The organism is Silvimonas sp. JCM 19000 (assembly GCF_054652575.1).
The window spans coordinates 33,546-53,261 of record NZ_BAAIHC010000013.1; the positions used below are offsets into that span (position 1 = coordinate 33,546).

Genomic DNA, 19,716 nt, shown 5'->3' on the forward strand with positions numbered 1-19,716 from the left:
GGCGGCAACCCGGCGAAACGTCAGCGCACCTGGTAATGCGCTCACGGAGGTAACTGCATCACGACCCTGAAGATCTGCGGGCGGCGCGACGCCGCTCCGGGACCCCCTGTCGTCTATCGGCAAAGCCTCTCCGCTCCGCCATCAATAACGCGAGATCAGGGGCGGGCGGCAGCCCGTCAGTAGCGTTGGGATAGAGGTCTGGGCGAATTTCGTGCGGCGTTAAGCGAAAGCCTGTAAAGCGCGCAAGCAGAAGCACATGCTCTGCGGGCACCCGTCGCCCAGGCTGTTGCCATTGAGATATGGCGCTTTTAGTAACGCCGAGCTCTTTCGCCAGCGCTGCCGCCGAGCAGCCCATAATTTGGGTCGCGGTATCAATCGGATTTTCCATTCGCGAAGTATAGAAAAACTATACAAGCAAGGTCAACATTTTCTATACATGGAGAGAAAATTGGAGGCGCATGCTGAAAGTAAAGAAAACCTAGACCACGCGCGGTTAGAAAATCTTTACGCTTACGGCATGGAACTTAATGAATGGATACTTGCTTGCCGTCAGCAAGCTAACCTTACGCAACAAGGTTTGGCCGACATGCTTTCGGTAACGAAGGCAAACGTCTCTGCGTGGGAAAATGGGCGCCACCAGCCGAGTTACGGCCAAATCGTTGCGATATATAGAATTTCAGGGGCAACCCTGCTCCCACCGGGCCTGTCTCCGCCGCAGCCAATCGCTGGTGCAATCGGCATTCAGCACGTAGCTGGCAATGTCGGGCAGGTTGTAACCGGTAATGTACATAACCCTACATTCACGTTTGATAAAAGCAAAAAGTAAACTTCGTTGTAAGCATTATGATTAATGAGCAAGCGGTAAACGACGTCGGTCAATTGGTAAACGGGAATTCTTATGACCACGCCCCTCGCAATACAGCCAATGCCACAAACTCCGTAACGTTCTATGCCGACGGCTTCGATGCCTCCGGGACAGAACTCGCTAGCCGTCACCAGCGCCGGGAAATCAGGCAACTTGTTGAAGAGTTGGCGACAGCTAAGGGCTGCCCCGTGCAAGTAGGATACGGGCCGCTTCTCAACCATCTGGGCCTCGCAAACATGCGAGAATTCCAGAAACGCCATTTCCGGCCCGCTAAAGATTTCTTGCACGACGAGCTTGAGAGAATCGCGCTGCCTGCCCCACCAAGCCCGGCCACCTTGAGCTTTGGCAAGCACCCTCCGCGCAGAAGCTGGCCCGGCCTCCTCTCGATCGGGACATTTGCTCTGTGTCTGGGTGGAATGGGAGGGGCTTATCTTTCGGCCCGACCCGCACGCAGTCTGGAGTCTGATATATCGCAAGCTTATTGCCATTTGGGTGACAATAAATTTTCAATAGGCGCTACGATCCGCAGTTCCTCAGGCGACCGGCTGCTATGCGTTGCCGGCACACCTCTCCCGGTCTGGGCGGTTTCAAACCCTAAACCGGTGCCAAAAGCTCATCCCCTTCTCGCGCGACACGCGAAAGCTCATCGCCCCGATGTGTTACTCCCTGAAGAGCTTGAATTGACCGTCAATAACAATAGTTCGTCGCCGGCCGAATCCCCGCTCTGACCCCCAACATCTAGCCCCGCCCTCGCCGGGGCTTTTTAACGTCTGCAGTCTTTAGGTATAGATTTTGTTGACATTAAAAGTATAGATTTTCTATACTTCGATCCGTCACCAAGCCAGCGGCAAGGGTCCCCGGTTTCGGTGACACGACGCACTCCCAGCTAACGACCCTTGCCGCTACCCACGCACTCCCGTCGGAGCAAGCCGTGAACCATCCCAACTGCGCACACATTTGCGACCTTATCGAAGCACAACGCCGGATCGGCACCGCCATCGGATACTTGGCACAGGATGACGGCGGCTACCTAACGAACGCCGTTCGCGATGAGCTGGCGCGTGCAATCGTCGCGATCCAGACCGCCGGCAATGCAGACATGCCGATCAGGAGAACCGAGGCATGACCACAAGCCACACGATCCGCGTGCGCCTGCGCAGCGAAGGCGACGGCCTGCTTGACATTGACTTCGGCGGCTGGAAACAGCGCGGCTGGACGATCCACCCGATGGACCGGCACGGCGTGCAATACGAGGCGCGCAAGACGATCCAGCTTCCGCCGCAAGACGATGGCGAACGGGCGGCCGCATGAACATCCTTCTTAGCCCCGCTCGATGCGTCGCCATCCAGGCATTACTGGTTCTGGCCGTGCTGGCCAGCCTCAACTGGATCCACGAAACACAAACTGGCTGGATGCAAGCGCCCTACATCCTCGCGGTATACGCGGTCGCTGCCATCGTGCAGCAAAAGTTCTGGCGCGCCGCGTGGAATGCCCTGGACAGCGAAGAGGAAATCACCCATGACTAAATTGATCGGCCTGACTGGCCCGGCCGGTAGCGGCAAAGACACTGTCGCCGATTTTCTGGTGGCTAAGCACGGCTTCACCAAGCTCGCTTTTGCGGACAAGCTGCGCGCCGAAATTTGCGACGCATACGATGTGCCGGTGCAGCTGCTACTGGAGCGCCAGACCAAAGACACGCCGCTACCCAAGCTCGCCCTGGTTTATTGCCGCGACGAAGCGTTCATCGACTGGTTTCTACATACGGGTTACATCTACGGGAAGCATGGCGGCGGGTTAGCGCCCGCTCTCTTTACTCCGCACGCTCGCTCCCCTCGGGAGACCATGCAGGCATGGGGCGACTACCGCCGCGCCACGAACCCCCACTACTTCATCGATGCCATGCAAGACCGCCTTGATGTACTGCCCGGCCGCGCCGTTGTGATCAGCGACGTGCGCGTAAACCCGGGCGAGCTCGCCAACGTGGCCAACGCCGAAGCGCACTTTGTGCATGCCCTTGGCGGTGAAATCTGGCAATTGACCCGGCCCGGTCATGGCCACGGTGGCCACGCAACAGAGCATGCGTTCGCACGCAATCTGATTGATCGCAATGTCATGAACTACGGAACGATCGAGACCCTGCATCGCCAGGCTGATCTGTTCGTCACGGCGGAGGTCGTCTAATGGACAAGCAATCGGCAATTGCAAAAATCCGCAAATGCATGGCGCTGGCGAAGGGCGGCAATGCAAACGAAGCCGGCGTGGCACTGCGCCAGGCCCAAGCGTTGATGGAGAAATTTGGCGTTGATGACGCCGACTTACTTGCGGCCGAAGTCACGGAAATGAGCACCCCGTCAAACGCGCGCAAAAACCCGGCCCGCTGGGAAAGTTATCTGGCGTCCACCATTGGCAAGGCGTTCGCATGCGACGCCGTCCACAGCCATACGCGAGGAAAACCCGGGGCGTGGCTCTTCATAGGGCCGGCTATCCAGGCAGAAATTGCAACCTACGCGTTTGCAGTTCTTAACAGAAAAATCAAATTAGCGAGAACGGAATTGCTCCGATCACCGCTGTGCGCCCGGCTCCGTCCAAGGCGCAAGACGGCGCGAGCCGATTTGTTTTGCGAGCAATTCGTCGTGGGCCTGCGCGAGCACGTGCGTGAATTCGCCGGCACCCAGCAGACCGATGCGATTGCTGCATACAAGGCGATTCATTACCCCGTGCGCGGCCTGCTGGACCCAAAGGATCGCAATGCAGAGCGCGAATTAAGCAGCGCCGACTATGCAGCGGCCCGTTCCGGCCAAGAGGCTGGCCGCCAGGTGCGTTTGTCTCAAGCCGTCGGATCATCTGCGGAAAAAGCCGCCGCCCTTATGCACCAGCTAACCCTGGAGCATCGGTCATGAGCGCCGCTCTCGACACAGGGACAGCAATGAACGTCTGCCTTCAAGGCGATTGCCGCGACGTGATGCGCTCTCTTATTGAGGCTGGTGTTCGCGTTCAATGCATTGTCACAAGCCCGCCTTATTGGGGGCTGCGCGACTACGGCATGCCCGGCCAGCTCGGCATGGAGCCCACCATTGGCGACTTCATCGCGAACATGGTCGAGGTTTTCGACCTCTGCAAAGAGCTGCTCACTGACGATGGCACGCTCTGGTTGAACATGGGCGACAGTTACGCCGGCAGCCGCAGCGGCCCCGACTCGGGCAGCACACTGGAAGGCAGCAGGCGCAATCAGAACGCGGCCAAAGCAGCGCGCATGTCCATGGTTGCATCTCGCCGACGCGATGACGCAATCATCCCGCGTAGCGATCGCAAGGTCGACGGACTCAAAGCCAAAGATCTTATTGGCCAGCCTTGGCGTCTCGCGTTTGCGCTTCAAGAGGCGGGCTGGTGGCTAAGGCAGGACATTATCTGGCACAAGCCCAATCCGATGCCTGAGAGCGTTGCCGACCGCTGCACGAAAGCTCACGAATACTTGTTCTTGCTAACTAAGTCCGAGCGGTACCACTTTGATCAGCGCGCCATTGCCGAGCCGGTGGCCACCAGCACTGCTGTCCGAGTAGCCCAGGAAATTGATCAGCAAACGGGCTCAATCCGCGCGAATGGCGGAGCCAAGAAAAACGGGCCGATGCGGGCCGTTGGCGCGGCCGAGATCCGGAACAAGCGAAGCGTCTGGTCGGTACCCACTGCGCGGTCTGCCGGTGCCCACTTTGCTGTTATGCCTGAGGCGCTGGTCATTCCGTGCGTACTTGCGGGATCGCGAGCGAACGACATCGTCTTCGACCCCTTTATGGGCACAGGCACGGTCGCGCACGTCGCACAACAACTCGGCCGGCGCTGGTTAGGCGCTGAGCTAAACCCTGAATATCTGGCGCTGCAGCCGGATCGCACCCGGCAACATGGCCTGGCACTGGAGGCCGCATGAGCAAAACGAAATCATCGGCCGGACTCGCGGCCACGGACTGGCAACGTGCGTTGAAACAAACGCGGCAGGCCAAGCCCGCCAGCCCCATCGAAACAGCCGAACAACGCGCGCGGCGACTGGCACGCTGGAACAACGAAGACCGGGCCATCGAGCGCCAACACCGTGAGGTATATCAATGACCGTTACAACTGCTACCTTTTGTATAACAAGCGTGTCAGTTCATCAATGCAAGCGCGCGAAAAGGCCGGGGGCGTGATGGACACGCAGATGCTTTGGCTGGAAGCCGACGAGCTTCGTCGGCTTGTGGGCTACAAAAACAAATCTCGCTTGTGCCGATGGCTTGACGCAAACCGCGTGCCGTTTCTGCTCAATAGCATGGGCTTTCCACTTGTAAGCCGGAAGGCCATCGAGAATGCCATGTGCGGCTTGCCGCTGACTACCGACGAACACGCTAAAGAGACACCAAGACAGATCAACGTCGGTCAGTTGTCACTTGTGGCCTCACGCAACAAGAAATCATGAGCCGAGCCCGATCTAAAGATAGACACCTACCTGAACGGATGTATTTGAAATCCGGGCGTTATTATTTTGTGACCCCGGAAAACAAATGGGTGGGCCTGTCTCGCGATTACACCGATGCACTTCGAAAATATGCTGAGCTGGTGACGCCTTGCCAGGCAAACGTGGCCACCGTAGCCGGCATCATCAATAAATATCTAGCCGACAACACCGAATTGACGCTGAAAACGCGGACAGAATACGAACGCTACTCGCCTTTGCTGCAGGCCGCCTTCGACGGCTTTGCTGCCGCAGAAGTAGAGCCTCATCACGTGTGGCAGTACCTGCAGAGCCGAAAGCAGCAGGGAGCCCCCGTCAGCGGGAATCGGGAAAAGGCATTGTTGTCCGCTGCATTTTCCCATGCCATGCGGCATGGCATTGTTAAAAGCAATCCTTGCCGAGGCATTGGCCGAAACAAGGAACGCCCCCGTGACAGGCTGGTTTCAGACGATGAGCTGGACCGGTTCCTGAAATTCGCCAGAGCATTAAAGATCGGCGATCTGGCGGTTCATAAAGATCCTTCGCGTGCGCGGAAACGGGTGGCAGAAGAACCGCTTTATAGTGCCCAGCTGGTCGCGGCCGTTGTCGAGATCGGCTACTTGACCAGCCAACGGCGGCAAAGCCTTTTAGCAGTTACATTAGCCGACATTTCCGAGAGCGGTATTCTCTTCCGGCAGCAGAAGACCGGCGTACAGGTGGAAGTCCAATGGACACCGCGCCTGCGCGCCGCGGTGTCTGCAGCAAAGGCATTGCCGCGTCCGGTTCGCAGCCTGGCACTTTTTGCGCGACACGATGGTCAGCCCTATGCAGTTGAAGGCTTCAAAACGCTGATCCAACGCGTGATGGCTGCATGGGTTGCAGCGGGCAATATTCGTTTTACGCTACATGACATGCGCGCGAAGGCGATAACCGCCAAGCTGGATCGTGGCGAGGATCCCAAGAATATCTCGGGACACCGGTCAGACCATGCCATTAACAGCACCTACGATCGCCGGCGCGTGCGACGGGGCACGGCGAACGAATAGCGTAAAAAACAAGAAGCGAGGACGAATCCTCGCTTTTTTTCATCTTTCCTCACGGGGCGTGCCCTGCAAAAATCTTCTAATAAGTGCGTTTTGCCACACGGAATTGCTTGCTCACGGGCTTTCCGGACTTCAACCATATTAGAGGGGTCACTTTGATAAAAGCGATATTTATCAGAGCGTTATTTTGATTACAGCACCTGACTTGTAATCAGGGGGTCGCGAGTTCGATTCCTGCCGGCGGCACCAGAAATAATGCAGTTGATTCAAATAGTTATGCTTAAGGCCATCTCCGCGAGGAGGTGGCCTTTTTGTTTGGGCTCGCTCTGCTGGCTGCAACAATAACCCGGTCTGCGTGCCGCTTAGCCATCGTCACTGCCGCCCCGGCATTCCGCCACGACTCGTGTAGCCACAGACGATGCAAGGGGCATGATCCGTCGATACGGCGTCAGGCAAGCTACTAACTTTTGCCTGCATCTTTCCCTCCATTGACTATTGTTTACCCGGTAAACATTTTTTGTTTACTTGCGCAGACAGCAATCATTGAACCGGAGAGATTTAAATGTCCAGACTTGCCAAAGTATCCGCCGCCCTGTTGTTGCTGGCGGCAGCCTCTGCCCACGCCCAGGTCCTGACCGCCAACACCGAAATCAAATTCACGTGGTCGTTCACGCCAGACTTGACCACGGAAGGCGCGCCCAACGTGGTGTGGAACAATGACGGCACGTACCACACGGGCGGACCCGACAGCATCACCGATGTAAGCGGCGATACAACTCTTAGTTACCAACTTGACGCAAACGCGCTAAGCGGCAGCTTTGATGTGACCTATACAAGTACCGGGGGAAGTACTCAGCTCGCCAGCGGGGTCCAACAGATCCTGCATACCGGCGGCAAAGCAGGGAAAGTAACGCTGACTTATCAAGTTAACAGCACACTAACCGGCACAGCGGCGCCCGGCGACCATCCTTGGGGTGAGGTTCTGTTGTCGGGCTACGTACCCAATGGATGGGTGGAAGGGATCGATATCGACTTCCCCAACGGCTCAATCGGCACCTTTTTACCGCTCAATGCGGTGGAACAGGGCGGGTGGGTGTTTGATGTGCCAGCCCTGAACCAGAGTAGCGACAAGTACACCTTCGGCGTTTCGTCCTCGCAGTGGTTTCAAGCGGCCGACCCGGTGCCCGAACCAGAAACCTGGGCGCTGCTGGGACTGGGCCTGGTCGCCACCGCAGCACGGATGCGCCGTCGCAAATAACCGGGGCCCGACTGTTGCGCCGCAGGCTGGTCATCGCGTTTAAAAGCGGGATGACTGGACCGGATTGTGCTGCTGAGCCGGCATCCGGCCCAAGCGCCCAGCCGGACCAACGATAGCGAAGACGTCTGCCCGGCCGCTGCAAGGCTAGACCCAAACACAAGGCCCTGATGGGAGTCAGGGCCTTGTGTTTTCTGCGGTGCGGTCAGGGTCGCCTGGTGCCACGCCGAGTGCGGCGCACGCAGCGCCCTTCCAGTCAGTATTTATTTGCAGGCAAACACCGCAATGCCCGCATACGGGGCAGTGCCGACGACGCCTTTCCACGGTGCCACCAGCGTGTAACCGCCTGCGACGCCTTCTGCCACGATCAGGCCGGCGGTAGTGCCATTCCCCCCGCCCAGGAGTTGCCCCCAGTTGGCCGGGTTGTCCGCTGCCAGCGTGGCGGCACCGCTGATGGTCACGCGCGCTTTATCGGCGCCCACCAGCGCCAGCTGCACCTCGGCATTCGCCACGCCGGCATTGATATTGAGCTTGGCGGTGCCTGTCATGCTGCCTTTCGCCTTGTTGCTCCAAGGGGTAGTGAAATTGGGGGCGCAAGTGAGGACGGCGTTGGCGCCGAACGACGATATCTTGTTGTAGGTCACATAGCTTATGCCGTCGCCGATGGCGCGGGTATCCCCCTTCAACGTGTACGTGCCATCCAGCCATTGACCCAAGGCAAACTGGGCCGTACTGGCGACATCAGTGACCCGGGTCTGGGTCGAAATGGTGTAATCGCCGAGCGCGCGGTAGCCGCCTGCGGCGTCCTGCGCCGCGGTGCTTAACACGCCCATGCTGAACAGATTGCCGGACAGCAATAGATAGCCCGCATTCTTACCCGGCACAAACGGTTGCACGACCACGGGCTTAGGCGTGGGCTTAGGCGTGGGTTTGACCACAGTGACGTTATCGTTATCGCCGCCGCATGCGGACAAGGCAAGCACGCCCACGGCCAGCAAGGACAAACGCAAAGCACGAACATTCAGAATCATGGGAATTCTCTTGAGATTTGCCGCCGCCTTGCAGTGCCAGTTGTGCAAGTCGGAGGGCGGAACACGGGAGCCTCTGCCATATCCCGCGTGGGCCCGGGCTGCCTGTGAGCACAGCGCAAACCGGTGCCGGGTGAGCCCGGTCTTCCCGCAGGACGAGGAAGGCTAACAAGGGCGTGCGGAGGGGTATTTAAGGTAATTCTGAAAAATTTCTGGCCGGGTCTGGCAGCTGTTTTTGCCTGGATTGCCCTGGTGCTTGCATTCGCCCAGCGGCGGCGTAAACAAGGATGCCATCGTGTTGTTGCGTATCCGTCGCGTCATCGCAACGCAACACAAGGCAACATTGACGTAAGTCGTTACGTCCTCATTAATAAGCGCCAACGCATCCGTTCGTGGTGCTTTACGCAAACCGTGTCAACCGCTGTAGCCAGCGTCCTTGAACAAGGCGTTGGTCGTGTACCCAGAGGCGCAAAAGCGCCCGTTCGATATCAAATCAACTTATGGATGGAGATGTTTATGAAGCGCATCAACCGGATGGCATGGGCCATCCTGCCCGCAGCTTTGGCTGCGTCGTACGCCCTGGCCGCCTACCCGACCTGGCAAGACGGTGGCACCTACACCGTTGGCACTATCGTTTATTACAACGGCCACGATTACAAAGCGCTGGTCACGCAAACGGATTACGCCGGCGCAGGCTGGAACCCGGCCGCCACGCCTAGCCTGTGGCAGGATCTGGGTGCGGATACCGGCGGCACACCGACACCGACGCCCACCCCGACACCCGCTCCGACCCCTACCCCCACACCTGCCCCAACGCCGACGCCCGCCCCGACTCCGGTCCCGACCCCCACGCCGACGCCTGCACCCACCCCCGTACCCACTCCGACGCCCACACCGAGCGGCGGCGCACCGGCCTTTATCGATAGCCCGTACAAAGATGTCACCGTCAACACCGACTGGAACACCGATCAGATGCGCAGCCGCAACGCAGCTGGCACCGTGGTGGCGGTGACCAGTGCCATGCCGAGCAATCTGTCGACTTTGACCTGGGCGTTTGTGACGGGCGAATGCGGCTCCACCGCCGCCAGCCCGGTCGGGGAAAACCTTGGCGGCATGACGCCGTCCACCTTTGCTGCAACCAACGTGCCCTTGTTTGTTAACGCAGGTAAAAAGTACGTGGTGTCTACCGGCGGCGCAGCGGGCGTGTTCAGTTGCGGTACCGATGCCGGCTTTACCCAGTTCATCAAGAACTATTACTCGGCCAATATGATCGGCATCGATTTCGATATCGAAGCCGGCCAGACCCAGGCGCAAATCAACGCGCTGGTGCAACGCGTGATTACCGCGCAAAAGACCTACCCTAATCTGCGCTACAGCTTCACGATCGCCACGCTGGCCACCAGCCAGTCGGGCTCGGCGGTGGCCGTGGACATGGGCGCCAGTTCGCCTAACCCCTTGGGCGATATGGGCAAGATGGTCATGAGCGCAATCCAGAGCGCGGGTCTGACCAAATACACGATCAATCTGATGGTGATGGATTACGGCAACCCGGCCAGCAGCGCGGTGTGTGTGGTCAGCGGCGGCGCCTGCCAGATGGGCCAATCGGCCATTCAGGCAGCGATGGATCTGCATAACTTCTACAAGCTGCCGTACAACCAGATCGAACTGACGCCGATGATCGCCGCCAATGACACCTCGGGCGAAACCTTCACCCTGGCCGACGTCGATACCATGTCCACCTTTATCAAGGCCAATGGCCTGGTCGGTGCGCATTACTGGTCGCTTGATCGCGATATTGCCGGCACCAACGGCCAGAGCAATCTGTCGTTTACCAACCGCTTTGTGAGCGATCTGGGGCAGTAATCAATCCTGCAATAAAAAAGCCCGACCTTCACAGGCCGGGCTTTTTTTTGCGTTGGCAACCTGCGTCTTAACGGCGCCACTGCACGCGTTCGTCGAGGAACTGATAGTAGCGATCCAGCGTGATATGGCCGCGTTTATCCAGCAGTGCCGGGGCGGGCCGAGGTAGTGGCACGGACATTTTAAGAATGCCCAACGCCTTGGCATCCAGTTCGGGGTTGCCCGAGGTTTCGCTGATGGCGACGGCTGCAATCGTGCCGTCGTAATTCACCACCAGGTGGAATTTGATAATCCCGAAGATCGGTCGGTCGTATTTGTCTTTCGGGAAATTCATATCGCCCATGCGCTCGACTTTGGCGCGCACATCGCGTTCCCACAGCCCGAATAGACCGTTGCTAACCGGGTCGCCCGCAATGCGTTCGGCGGCATTGGCGGCGGCTTGTTCGTCACTGCTTGGCGCTTGCACCGGCAGATCAGACAAATGCCGGGCCAGATGCGGCGGCGCTTTGGTGTTGGTATTGGGCTCACGCCGCGCAAAGGCATCGTCTATCCCCCCGATCACCACATCGGGCGTGTCATCGGCCGGGGCTTGCGGCGACTGGCGTTGCGGGCGCAGCGGCGGCGGTTGTTTACGCGGCGCGCTGGCAACCGGACGGCGCGGTTTCTTGATCGGCGCGGGCGTCGCGTAAGTGGAGCGCGCTTGTGTTTGTACCGTTTTTTCCGGCACCACCAGATCGGGTTTTTCCGGCGCGGGCGCGCGCGCCTTCGGTTGCAATTGCACTTGCAATTCAACGGGCGGCGGCGAGCCACCTTTGTCGGGAAACTTGATCAGCAGCAACGCCAGATGAAAAACCAGCGCAAACACCAGCGCCAGATTGAACAGACTGCGGGATGCTTCTTCGTCTTCCGGCAGGGGCGACAACGGGGGAAGCGAGGTAGTCAGCGTGCAACTCCAGATCGGTTTTGTTTTTTTAACGCCCGCCCACATCGGGCTGGTTCAGGGCTATAACGCGGCAGCGGCAAATCGGTCTACATGGCGTTGCATGCTAAGGCATCGTCAGATGCACTGCACAGGCAAGTTGTATAGCGGTGATACGTCAGCGTTACCGGCGCGCCGCGCCCGCCGCCTGCACGACGGCCAACGCGGCGCGGGGCGCTGTTACATGCCGTATTTCTTGAACCACGCCAGCATCTTGTTCCATGCATCGTGCGCGGCTTCGGCGTTATACGAGGGCCGGTAATCGGCGTTAAAACCGTGGCCCGCGTCCGGGTAGATATTGATGTCGAAATTCTTGTGCGCTTCGGTCAGCGCTTTTTTCATATCGGCCAGGCTGTCCTGACTGATGCCCTGATCTTTGCCGCCATAAAAACCGATCACCGGCACTTTAAGACTGGCCGCGATATCGATCGGATTGTCCGGTTTGATCGGCGACTTGGGTGGCTCGATCGGGCCATACCAGGCGGCCGCGGCCAGAATGTTCGGGTTGTGCGCAGCGTACAACCACGTTTCCCGGCCACCCCAGCAAAAGCCGGTCACCGCCAGTTTTTTGCTGTCGCCGCCATTCGAGCTGGCCCAGGCGGCGGTGGCGTCCAGATCGGTCATCACTTGCGCATCCGGCACTTTGGCCACCACTTCGCTCAGCAGCTTTTCGATATCCGGATATTTGCGTGGATCGCCCTGGCGGAAATACAGCTCGGGCGCGATGGCCAGATAACCCAGCTTGGCCAGGCGGCGGCACAAATCCTGGATATGTTCGTGCACGCCAAAAATTTCCTGGATCACGATAATGGTCGGCAGCGCGGCGCGCGCATTGGCGGGCCGGGCGGTGTAGGCAGGCATGGGGCCGCCCGGCGCCGTGATGCCGACGGTGGCGGTTTTCAGGCCGGTCTCGTCGGTGATGATGGTGGACGCGGCCACCGGTTTAACGGCAAGTGCGAAGCCGGTGGCGATACTGGCAATCAAGAAATCACGGCGCTCGGCCGAGGTCGTCGAAGCTGGCATGGTGGGGTTCCCGGTAAAGGTGGCTCGGTGCGATCAGTACGGGTGGAGCACGCAGCGTAACCTGCCAAGGCCACGCCGTGATTCTGAAACTGGAAACCGCCGCTCAAACGCGCGCCGGCACGGCTTTCAGCGCATCGACCAGCAGTTCCCAGAAATAACCCACGGTCGCAATCTCGACCGCTTCGTCCGGCGAATGCGCGCCGCGGATGGTGGGGCCAAACGAGACCATGGCCAGATCAGGATATTTGCCCGCAATCAGCCCGGTTTCGAGCCCGGCATGGATGACCTTGAGCTCGGCCTCGTGCCCGTAGCGTGCGCGATAGGCTTTTTGCACCAGCGCCAGCGCGGCCGAGGTCGGGTCCGGCGCCCAGCCCGGATAGCCGCCGCTGCGTTCAGTTTGCGCCCCGGCCATGCGGGCAACGGCTTCGATGCGGCTGGCGACTTCATCCACGCCTTCATCAGTCAGCGAGCGCACTAGCAAGGCCGCTTTAAAGCCTTCGGCATTCACCCGCACCACGCCCAGATTGTTGGACGACTCCACCACGCCAGGCACCGCCTGACTCCAGCGCGCCACGCCGTAGGGCAAGGCCAGCAGCAGATCAATCACCTGGCGACTGGTGCTCGCACTCAGGCCCTCGCTGGCTTCGGCCGCTTCGCACAAAACCGCGACATTGTCATCGACCCGCGCCAGCTCTTTGGTCAGCCGCGCTTGCCAACGGCGGGCGATGGCCGCCAAGGCGTGCGCGCTGTCGGACGGCAAGGCCAGCAGCGCCCAGGCTTCACGCGGCAAGGCGTTGCGCAAGGTGCCGCCTTCAAAGCTGAGCAGATGCGCCGGCGTTTGCGCCAACACCTCGTTCAGCACGCGTGCCAGCAGTTTGTTGGCGTTACCGCGTTCGGTATGGATATCCACGCCCGAATGCCCGCCGCGCAGGCCTTTGATGCTGAGTTTGAATACTGCGTAGCCCGGCGGGACTGGCTCTTGCGCCAACGGGCGGCTGACCACCACATCGGCACCGCCAGCACAGCCGAGATACAGCTCGCCCCAATCCTCGGTATCCAGATTGAGCAGGATTTGCGCCTGCAACCAACCGGCACGCAAACCCTTGACCCCGCTCATGCCCGCTTCTTCATCCACCGTAAGCAGGACTTCAATCGGACCATGTTGCAGATCGTCACTACTCAGCACCGCCAGCCCAGCAGCCACGCCGATGCCGTTATCCGCCCCCAGCGTGGTGCCGGTGGCTTTCACCCAATCGCCTTCGATGCGCGGCAGGATGGGATCTTTAAAAAAGTCGTGCGGATTGCCTTCGTTTTTCTGCGTCACCATGTCGATGTGACCTTGCAGCACGATGGTCTGCCTGTCCTCATAACCCGGCGTGGCAGGCTTGCGGATCAGCAGGTTGCCCACCTCATCGATTTCGGCCCACAAACCCCGTGCTTGCGCCCATTGATACAGATGGTCGCGCAAGGCGGTTTCGTGTTTGGAGGGACGGGGAAAATCACACAGGGTTTGAAAATGACGCCACAGCGGCTGCGGGTAGAGCGAGGACAACGGCATGATCGAGTTCCAGGAAACTTAAGCCGCCCCATGTTACCCGTGCACGGATAGGGGTGGAATACCTGGTCTGGCCAGGTTCGGGATGGCGGGCATGGGGTGCGGTGGGTAGCGTTTGACTGCGCAGTCGCCCCACCAGGCCCCGCCTTGTCTGCCGGCGACGGTCAGTGCCGGGCGGTGGGCGCGGGGTGAGCAGGTTGTGGGCCGTACAGGCTGCGCAAGTTGCCGACATTACAGAAGGCCGGGTCGTAATCCGGGTTGTCCGCGTTGCAGTTTACGCTGGCGGGCAGATCGGGATTGGGGGTGGTGCGGGGCGCGCGGCGGTCGTCGTCTGAGGCCGCAGTCGCTTGCGTGGTGCTGGTTTCCACCGGCGTACTCGGGCGCGGCGGCGGGGCCTCGATGGTGGTGACGCTGCCCGCTGTGTAGGGCAGCCGCTGCTGGCCTTTGCACGGCGTTTCGCCATAGCTGATATTGCCTTCGCTATCGCGGCATTTATAAACCTCAGCCTGCGCTGCCAACGTCAACGCCAGGCCGCCCACCAGCGCCAGCCATCTGGCTCGGCCTTGCATCCCCACTGCCATCACCCTCTCCTGCGCGATTTAAACCAGCGCGGCAATCCGCCGCCCCGCTTGTTTATATAGTGCAAAGTCACGCCGCCAGTGGCACTGGCGTCCACGCTGCTGCGCCGAGCGGAAAGCGCAGGCCGCCCGGGCTGCATCGGCCCATCACCGGAAGCGCCGGAATCCCCCCATCCGGCCCTGGAAATTGCCGCCGTAATTGCCACGCTCAAACCGGGGCTGCTGCATGGCCGGGCGGGCCGCCTGTTGCGGCCGGTTTTGCCGCGCGCTATCCAGCCGTTGCTGCGCCGCGGCCGGATCGCTACGGGTGGCGGTGCGATCAGCGCTGCGGTCCCGCGCCAGTCTGTCGTTATCCACGTTGCTATCGGCAGGCGGCGTGGTTCGTTGAAACGAGCCATCGGGCTGCACTTTTTGCCAGCCATCGCCTTTGTCGTAGCGATATACATTGCCGTCCTTGCCCGCATACACGTTGCCATTAGCATTGACCACGCCACCATGCGTCACATCGCCAGTCGAGGCATCGTAATGCACGTAGCCACGGCCGTTGGCATCGCCACCTGCGCCGCGCGTATTAAAGCCGCCCGCGGCGGTTGCGCCTTGATTGGTGCGGGTGGTGACACCGCCGCTTTGAGTTACCCGGCCCGTATTGGTGTTGATCGTGGTTTTGCTCACGGCGGCGCCCGCATTGCCGGTCCACGGATTACCGGCAGCGCCGCCCTGCCCGGCCACAATGCGCCCGGTTTCGGGGTTGTAACGCGCGCCGCCAGCGCGGGCGGTGGTGGTGCCGGTGTAGGCATTGGTGTTGTAACCGGCATAGCCCACGCCATGCCCCCCGGTGGCCTGGTTATAAAAACTGCCACGCACGCCGCTGCCATAATTGCCGGTCCACGGATTCGACCATACCGCGCGCGTACCCTGCGCCACGGTATTACCCCAGCGGCCATAGACATTGCCCACAGCAACGCCGCCTCCCCAGTAATACGGCGACGGCCCATACCAGCCATACCACGGCCCCCAATACGGCCCATACCAGGCCGAGGCCCACGCCCAGCCCGCGACAAAGCCAAAAGTCCAGCCTACAAACGGGTCGTAGCCAAACGCCACGTTATAGCCGTAGGTAGCCGGGCAGCCGTACCAGACGTCACCGATCCAGGCATCGCAAACATAGCCGGTGCCGTAGACCACGGTGCCGCCACTGACCACGGTGCCGTAATAGCCCGGCGTATAGCCGACATACACCACCTGGCCGGAAGAGCCATACACGCGCACATAGGTCACGTAATGCAAGGGCGAAGCGGGCGGAATGGTATAGATGACGGCGGGCACGCTGGTGGCGACTTCCCACGGCCCGGACGGCAACGGCGATTTGAACCAGACCCCGTTCTGTACTGCATAGAACTCGCTGTCGGTCACCCGGATGACCGGCACCGCCGTGTTCCAGGCATAGGCCAGCGGTGTGTTATCGATGGGTTTGAACTGCGCATTACCACCGTCGTAGCTCACGCTGAGATGCGCTTGCTGGCGATTGACCGTCGCCGTTTGCGGAATCGAATTGGCGATCAGCGATTCGCGTGCTTCCGGCGTTCCGGGGATGGACGCCAGCACCGAGCCCTTGGCGCTCTCGGACGGAATTTTCAAAAAATCGTCCGGCAGTTTATCGCCCGCCACCCAGGCCCACGGCCCTTTGCTGGCCGGTGCGCTAAACCAGCGACCCGACAACAACACATACCAGGTGGTGTCGCCACTGCCATCGGCCTTGGGGTCGATGATGACGTCAGACGCGGTATTGCTGATATAGGCCAGGTTGGTGCCGGCAATCGGCTCAAAGCGCGGCTCACCGTCGATCATGATCAGTTCGGCCGGGCTGGTGGCGGTGTAGATATCGGGATATTTACCCGCTGCCAACGTCTTCTTCATCGCTTCGGGCGGTTTATCCATCACGTCGACCAGCTTGGCGGCCACCGCTTGCTGCATCGCCTCGGTCAGGCCGGCGGGCACTGATTTGACCGGCAACCAGGCGCTGGTCGGCCCGCTGGATGTAGCCCAATGCCCGGCAAAGTACAGATACCAGGCGTTGTTCTGCACCAGGATCAAGGAGCGGGTATTGATTACGCGCTGCACCCCGGCAATGCGGGTAGGCTTGAGCGCGGGTTCGCCATCGATCAACACCAGCAAGGCGGGCTCAAACGAAAACAGGATTTGTGGCGGCGAGTTATTAACCGGCACCGACGCCACTTTCTCATCAGCACGATTGATGGCCAGCGACGCCTCCAGTTGATCCAGCCCCACCACCAGCGTTTTTTGCGGCACAGCCTTGCGGATGAGAGCCAGATAGTTGGCTTCATTGTCGGGCTCGGTCGGAAAGCTGGCTTTGTCGACATTGATATTGTCCAGCCGTACCGTGCGCGCGGTTTTGTCCGTCAGCGTTTGCGCTGACACCCACGCCACGCCATAGGCCAGTAGATCATGCTTTTTGCCATCCGGCCCGGTGCTGCTGCCTTTTTTGACGGCGACGGCCATGCGTGCATTCAGCTGGTTGCCTTGCCAGTTATCCAGCTGCGGTTGGTACAGCGTGAGCGTGGTGCCGTCGACGGTAAATTGATGTGGCCACGGTTTGGCAGCGGGCGCACTCGCCGCGTGGGCGCTACTGACCAGCAGCCAGCCGGTAAGGATCAACGCCATCCAGCGTATCGATTTCAACATGCTATTCCCTTGCAACAAGTCATAAGGCGGGCCGCGCTGTGCCGCGCGATGTGACTTAGTTGTAATGCAGGGCGTTACGCTTCTCCAGGTCAGATATGTAAAAGCTGCACGCGCATGGCCGGGGCGGCATGACGTTCGTCAGCTGGCGCCCTGCTCCCGGCTTGACCGCAGACGGGTCGATCTATATCTTGCGATATATGTCGTACGATATATTTTATGAAATACCCAAGGAGCAATCCCATGCGTCAATTCTTTGAAGAAATGCGCCGTAAACATCACGAATTCCATCGCAACCACGGCCATCACGGCCATCACATGATCGGGCGTGGCGGCCATCGCGGCGGCCCGTTTGGCGGTCGCGGCCATGGCGGCGATGACGAAAGCGAACTCGGTGGTCGCGACTTTCGCGGCGGCCGCAAGTTGTCTTCGTCCGATCTGCAACTGATCATCCTGGCCCTGCTGGAAGAAAGCCCGCGCCACGGCTACGAAGTGATCAAAGCGCTGGACGAGCGCACCAATGGTTTTTATGCCCCCAGCCCCGGCATGGTGTACCCGGCGCTGACTTATCTGGAAGAACTGGGCCACGCCACCGTCGAACAAGAAGGCAGCAAAAAGCGTTACAGCATTACCGATGAGGGCCGCACGCATCTGGATGCCAACCGCCATATCGTCGAAGCCATCATGGGCAAGCTGACCTGGCTGGGCGAAAAAATGGACCGCATCCGCGAAGTGTTTGGCGATCGCGGTCGGCATCCGGCCGAAGGCCCGTTTAGCCCGGTACTGGAAGCGGTGCGCATCAAACTCAAGCGGCTGATGCTGAGCAAGATCGGCGCGGCCGCGGATGAACAGGCGCGTGTAGCCCGTATTCTGGACGAGGCCATCAGCAAGATCGAAAGCGGCCAAGGCTAAGCGCATTGCTTACGGAATGATCCTAGATAACGCTGGATTATTTACATAAAAGCTCGGGTCTTTGTAAAAACCTCACCTAAGCTAAGTGAACCGCTCAATCGTGTTCATAAGGCCAACCGTGATTGCACCCTTTTCCGCGCGCTCGATCGCCCGTGCTACTACCCTCGCCGCCGCCCTGATGCTCAGCAGCACCGGGGCGCGTGCGGACGGGATCAGTTTTCATGATCCGCAAGACGGCGCGTTTGACGTCAGCGACTATTTGCTCAACCACAAAGGCTTTTTGCCGGTTCCAACAGTCATCACTGAGCCCGCGATCGGTTATGGCGGCGGCCTGGGCTTGCTGTTTTTTGATGAATCGATGGCCGAGGCCGGTGCCAAGGCCAAAGAAACCGGCATTATGGAGCCGCCCAACATCACCGGTGTGGGCGCCGCCGGCACCGAGAACGGCACCTGGGGCGCCGGCCTGATGCATTTTCATACCTGGGACGGCGACCGCATTCGCTACCTGGGCGCCATCGGCAAGACCAATCTTAATACCGAGTACTACGGCTTACTGAACAACGCGCGCTCTTATCAATTGAATGGCACGTTTCTGATGCAGCAGGTGCTGTTCCGCCTCGGCAGCACGCCGTGGTTTATCGGGCCGCGCTACACCTATTTTTCTGCTGAGGCGCGCTTCACCGGCCCCATCGCGCAAGAACTGCCCAATCCTGAGCACGATATGACCATAGGCAAGGGCGGCGTCGTGGTCGATTACGACACGCGCGACAATATGTTCTTCCCCAATAAAGGCACCTACGGCGAACTCGAAGCCCAATACGCCCGCGGCGGCCTCGGTAGCGACCGTGATTTTGATAGCTACAATCTGCGCGTATTTACCTGGCTGCCCTTGAGCAAAGACTTTGTGCTGGGCTTACGCGGCGCGACCAAATTCACCAGCGGTGACGTGCCCTTTTATGCCCAGCCCTATATCGACCAACGCGGGGTGCAACGCGGACGTTATCAAGACAAGAACGCCGTGATGGCCGAAGCCGAATTGCGCTGGAATGTAGACCCGCGCTGGTCGGTATTGGGCTTTACCGGTGCGGGCCGGGCTTATGGCAAGTGGCATTCGTTTAGCGACGCTGAGACACCGGTGGCCTATGGGGCCGGGTTTCGCTATCTGATTGCGCGCAAGCTCGGCCTGGCAGTCGGCATTGATGCGGCGCATAGCAAAGAGCAGAACGCGTGGTATATCGAAGTCGGTAGCGCGTGGCGCTAAGCAGCGCGGGTCATGCGCCACCCTGTTGCTGCGTCGCTCGCGCTGGCTACGGTTGATCTTTGAAAAATGCATAGGGTGGGTCAAGACCCACCCAACACAGCCTTGAACCACAGCGCAATTGCCGCGCACTTTGCAAGGTGGGTCACCACCTACCCCAGGGCTACATTGACAGCGCATCCGGCCGTGGCAGGGTGACCA

Annotated in this window: 21 protein-coding genes; 14 read left to right on the forward strand and 7 right to left on the reverse strand. The window is 59.8% G+C overall.

The genetic code is table 11. The features are described from left to right. Positions 1 to 58: 58 nt before the first annotated feature. Positions 59 to 355, reverse strand: a complete 297-nt coding sequence (locus ACYQ1A_RS12890) for a transcriptional regulator (protein WP_499362555.1) — start codon at positions 353 to 355, stop codon at positions 59 to 61. On the opposite strand from ACYQ1A_RS12890, the gene ACYQ1A_RS12895 reads away from it, so the two are divergent. From ACYQ1A_RS12895 to ACYQ1A_RS12945, 11 genes are all read left to right on the forward strand, one after another. After that, positions 257 to 826: a helix-turn-helix transcriptional regulator gene (locus ACYQ1A_RS12895; RefSeq protein ID WP_499362557.1), complete on the forward strand. Its 570-nt coding sequence runs from the start codon at positions 257 to 259 to the stop codon at positions 824 to 826. The genes ACYQ1A_RS12890 and ACYQ1A_RS12895 overlap by 99 nt on opposite strands. A gap of 970 nt (positions 827 to 1,796) precedes the next feature. After that, the gene (locus ACYQ1A_RS12900; protein ID WP_062221047.1) at positions 1,797 to 1,991 is read left to right on the forward strand and encodes a hypothetical protein; all 195 of its coding nucleotides are present in this window, start codon (positions 1,797 to 1,799) and stop codon (positions 1,989 to 1,991) included. Then, entirely contained in the window at positions 1,988 to 2,176 is a 189-nt protein-coding gene (locus ACYQ1A_RS12905; protein ID WP_062221044.1) for a hypothetical protein, read from the forward strand. The genes ACYQ1A_RS12900 and ACYQ1A_RS12905 overlap by 4 nt, the downstream gene beginning before the upstream one ends. Next, on the forward strand, positions 2,173 to 2,391 hold the full coding sequence (locus ACYQ1A_RS12910) for a hypothetical protein (RefSeq protein WP_062221041.1): 219 nt from the start codon (positions 2,173 to 2,175) through the stop codon (positions 2,389 to 2,391). Before ACYQ1A_RS12905 ends, ACYQ1A_RS12910 begins: the two co-directional genes overlap by 4 nt. After that, entirely contained in the window at positions 2,384 to 3,046 is a 663-nt protein-coding gene (locus tag ACYQ1A_RS12915; protein ID WP_499362560.1) for a nucleoside/nucleotide kinase family protein, read from the forward strand. Before ACYQ1A_RS12910 ends, ACYQ1A_RS12915 begins: the two co-directional genes overlap by 8 nt. Then, positions 3,046 to 3,765, forward strand: coding sequence for a DUF2786 domain-containing protein (locus tag ACYQ1A_RS12920; protein WP_499362562.1), 720 nt, complete (start codon positions 3,046 to 3,048; stop codon positions 3,763 to 3,765). Before ACYQ1A_RS12915 ends, ACYQ1A_RS12920 begins: the two co-directional genes overlap by 1 nt. After that, a complete protein-coding gene (locus tag ACYQ1A_RS12925; RefSeq protein ID WP_499362564.1) occupies positions 3,762 to 4,787 on the forward strand; it encodes a DNA-methyltransferase in 1,026 nt (341 codons plus the stop codon). Before ACYQ1A_RS12920 ends, ACYQ1A_RS12925 begins: the two co-directional genes overlap by 4 nt. Further along, the gene (locus tag ACYQ1A_RS12930; protein ID WP_499362566.1) at positions 4,784 to 4,966 is read left to right on the forward strand and encodes a hypothetical protein; all 183 of its coding nucleotides are present in this window, start codon (positions 4,784 to 4,786) and stop codon (positions 4,964 to 4,966) included. The genes ACYQ1A_RS12925 and ACYQ1A_RS12930 overlap by 4 nt, the downstream gene beginning before the upstream one ends. 76 nt (positions 4,967 to 5,042) lie before the next feature. Further along, positions 5,043 to 5,309, forward strand: coding sequence for a DUF4224 domain-containing protein (locus ACYQ1A_RS12935; protein ID WP_499362568.1), 267 nt, complete (start codon positions 5,043 to 5,045; stop codon positions 5,307 to 5,309). 38 nt (positions 5,310 to 5,347) lie between these two features. After that, positions 5,348 to 6,370, forward strand: coding sequence for a site-specific integrase (locus tag ACYQ1A_RS12940; RefSeq protein WP_499362570.1), 1,023 nt, complete (start codon positions 5,348 to 5,350; stop codon positions 6,368 to 6,370). Between the two features lie 559 nt (positions 6,371 to 6,929). Continuing rightward, positions 6,930 to 7,625 (forward strand): PEP-CTERM sorting domain-containing protein, encoded by a 696-nt coding sequence (locus ACYQ1A_RS12945; RefSeq protein ID WP_499362572.1) that lies wholly within the window; start codon positions 6,930 to 6,932, stop codon positions 7,623 to 7,625. Between the two features lie 260 nt (positions 7,626 to 7,885). Here ACYQ1A_RS12945 and ACYQ1A_RS12950 read toward each other — a convergent pair whose 3' ends face one another. Continuing rightward, a complete protein-coding gene (locus tag ACYQ1A_RS12950; RefSeq protein ID WP_499362573.1) occupies positions 7,886 to 8,653 on the reverse strand; it encodes a hypothetical protein in 768 nt (255 codons plus the stop codon). A gap of 513 nt (positions 8,654 to 9,166) precedes the next feature. Here ACYQ1A_RS12950 and ACYQ1A_RS12955 point away from each other — a divergent pair. Then, complete coding sequence (locus tag ACYQ1A_RS12955) at positions 9,167 to 10,513, forward strand: carbohydrate-binding protein (RefSeq protein WP_499362575.1); 1,347 nt, start codon at positions 9,167 to 9,169, stop codon at positions 10,511 to 10,513. Positions 10,514 to 10,580: 67 nt separating this feature from the next. Here the strand turns inward: ACYQ1A_RS12955 and ACYQ1A_RS12960 are convergent, their stop codons facing one another. The 5 genes from ACYQ1A_RS12960 to ACYQ1A_RS12980 all read right to left on the reverse strand — a co-directional run bounded on the left by ACYQ1A_RS12960 (position 10,581) and on the right by ACYQ1A_RS12980 (position 17,348). Beyond that, positions 10,581 to 11,432 carry an energy transducer TonB gene (locus ACYQ1A_RS12960; RefSeq protein WP_499362577.1) on the reverse strand — a complete coding sequence of 284 codons (852 nt, stop codon included), beginning with the start codon at positions 11,430 to 11,432 and terminating at the stop codon, positions 10,581 to 10,583. Positions 11,433 to 11,669: 237 nt separating this feature from the next. Further along, positions 11,670 to 12,512 carry a dienelactone hydrolase family protein gene (locus ACYQ1A_RS12965; RefSeq protein WP_499362579.1) on the reverse strand — a complete coding sequence of 281 codons (843 nt, stop codon included), beginning with the start codon at positions 12,510 to 12,512 and terminating at the stop codon, positions 11,670 to 11,672. A gap of 103 nt (positions 12,513 to 12,615) precedes the next feature. After that, positions 12,616 to 14,070 (reverse strand): aminoacyl-histidine dipeptidase, encoded by a 1,455-nt coding sequence (locus ACYQ1A_RS12970; RefSeq protein ID WP_499362581.1) that lies wholly within the window; start codon positions 14,068 to 14,070, stop codon positions 12,616 to 12,618. 161 nt (positions 14,071 to 14,231) lie between these two features. Beyond that, positions 14,232 to 14,648: a DUF4124 domain-containing protein gene (locus ACYQ1A_RS12975; RefSeq protein WP_499362583.1), complete on the reverse strand. Its 417-nt coding sequence runs from the start codon at positions 14,646 to 14,648 to the stop codon at positions 14,232 to 14,234. A 144-nt stretch (positions 14,649 to 14,792) separates the two neighbouring features. Further along, positions 14,793 to 17,348 (reverse strand): hypothetical protein, encoded by a 2,556-nt coding sequence (locus ACYQ1A_RS12980; RefSeq protein ID WP_499362585.1) that lies wholly within the window; start codon positions 17,346 to 17,348, stop codon positions 14,793 to 14,795. 240 nt (positions 17,349 to 17,588) lie between these two features. On the opposite strand from ACYQ1A_RS12980, the gene ACYQ1A_RS12985 reads away from it, so the two are divergent. Together ACYQ1A_RS12985 and ACYQ1A_RS12990 are read left to right on the forward strand one after the other, a co-directional pair. Further along, positions 17,589 to 18,257, forward strand: coding sequence for a PadR family transcriptional regulator (locus ACYQ1A_RS12985; protein WP_499362586.1), 669 nt, complete (start codon positions 17,589 to 17,591; stop codon positions 18,255 to 18,257). Between the two features lie 118 nt (positions 18,258 to 18,375). Further along, positions 18,376 to 19,518 carry a BamA/TamA family outer membrane protein gene (locus tag ACYQ1A_RS12990; protein WP_499362588.1) on the forward strand — a complete coding sequence of 381 codons (1,143 nt, stop codon included), beginning with the start codon at positions 18,376 to 18,378 and terminating at the stop codon, positions 19,516 to 19,518. Positions 19,519 to 19,716: the final 198 nt, after the last annotated feature.

Coding starts and splice junctions, on each gene's coding strand:
- ACYQ1A_RS12910 (WP_062221041.1), top strand. CDS start 2,173: ATGAACATCCTTCTTAGCCCCGCTCGATGCGTCGCCATCCAGGCATTA.
- ACYQ1A_RS12965 (WP_499362579.1), bottom strand. CDS start 12,512: ATGCCAGCTTCGACGACCTCGGCCGAGCGCCGTGATTTCTTGATTGCC.
- ACYQ1A_RS12955 (WP_499362575.1), top strand. CDS start 9,167: ATGAAGCGCATCAACCGGATGGCATGGGCCATCCTGCCCGCAGCTTTG.
- ACYQ1A_RS12975 (WP_499362583.1), bottom strand. CDS start 14,648: ATGGCAGTGGGGATGCAAGGCCGAGCCAGATGGCTGGCGCTGGTGGGC.
- ACYQ1A_RS12905 (WP_062221044.1), top strand. CDS start 1,988: ATGACCACAAGCCACACGATCCGCGTGCGCCTGCGCAGCGAAGGCGAC.
- ACYQ1A_RS12950 (WP_499362573.1), bottom strand. CDS start 8,653: ATGATTCTGAATGTTCGTGCTTTGCGTTTGTCCTTGCTGGCCGTGGGC.
- ACYQ1A_RS12985 (WP_499362586.1), top strand. CDS start 17,589: ATGCGTCAATTCTTTGAAGAAATGCGCCGTAAACATCACGAATTCCAT.
- ACYQ1A_RS12895 (WP_499362557.1), top strand. CDS start 257: ATGCTCTGCGGGCACCCGTCGCCCAGGCTGTTGCCATTGAGATATGGC.
- ACYQ1A_RS12915 (WP_499362560.1), top strand. CDS start 2,384: ATGACTAAATTGATCGGCCTGACTGGCCCGGCCGGTAGCGGCAAAGAC.
- ACYQ1A_RS12930 (WP_499362566.1), top strand. CDS start 4,784: ATGAGCAAAACGAAATCATCGGCCGGACTCGCGGCCACGGACTGGCAA.
- ACYQ1A_RS12890 (WP_499362555.1), bottom strand. CDS start 355: ATGGGCTGCTCGGCGGCAGCGCTGGCGAAAGAGCTCGGCGTTACTAAA.
- ACYQ1A_RS12970 (WP_499362581.1), bottom strand. CDS start 14,070: ATGCCGTTGTCCTCGCTCTACCCGCAGCCGCTGTGGCGTCATTTTCAA.
- ACYQ1A_RS12980 (WP_499362585.1), bottom strand. CDS start 17,348: ATGTTGAAATCGATACGCTGGATGGCGTTGATCCTTACCGGCTGGCTG.
- ACYQ1A_RS12945 (WP_499362572.1), top strand. CDS start 6,930: ATGTCCAGACTTGCCAAAGTATCCGCCGCCCTGTTGTTGCTGGCGGCA.
- ACYQ1A_RS12940 (WP_499362570.1), top strand. CDS start 5,348: ATGTATTTGAAATCCGGGCGTTATTATTTTGTGACCCCGGAAAACAAA.
- ACYQ1A_RS12920 (WP_499362562.1), top strand. CDS start 3,046: ATGGACAAGCAATCGGCAATTGCAAAAATCCGCAAATGCATGGCGCTG.
- ACYQ1A_RS12925 (WP_499362564.1), top strand. CDS start 3,762: ATGAGCGCCGCTCTCGACACAGGGACAGCAATGAACGTCTGCCTTCAA.
- ACYQ1A_RS12935 (WP_499362568.1), top strand. CDS start 5,043: ATGGACACGCAGATGCTTTGGCTGGAAGCCGACGAGCTTCGTCGGCTT.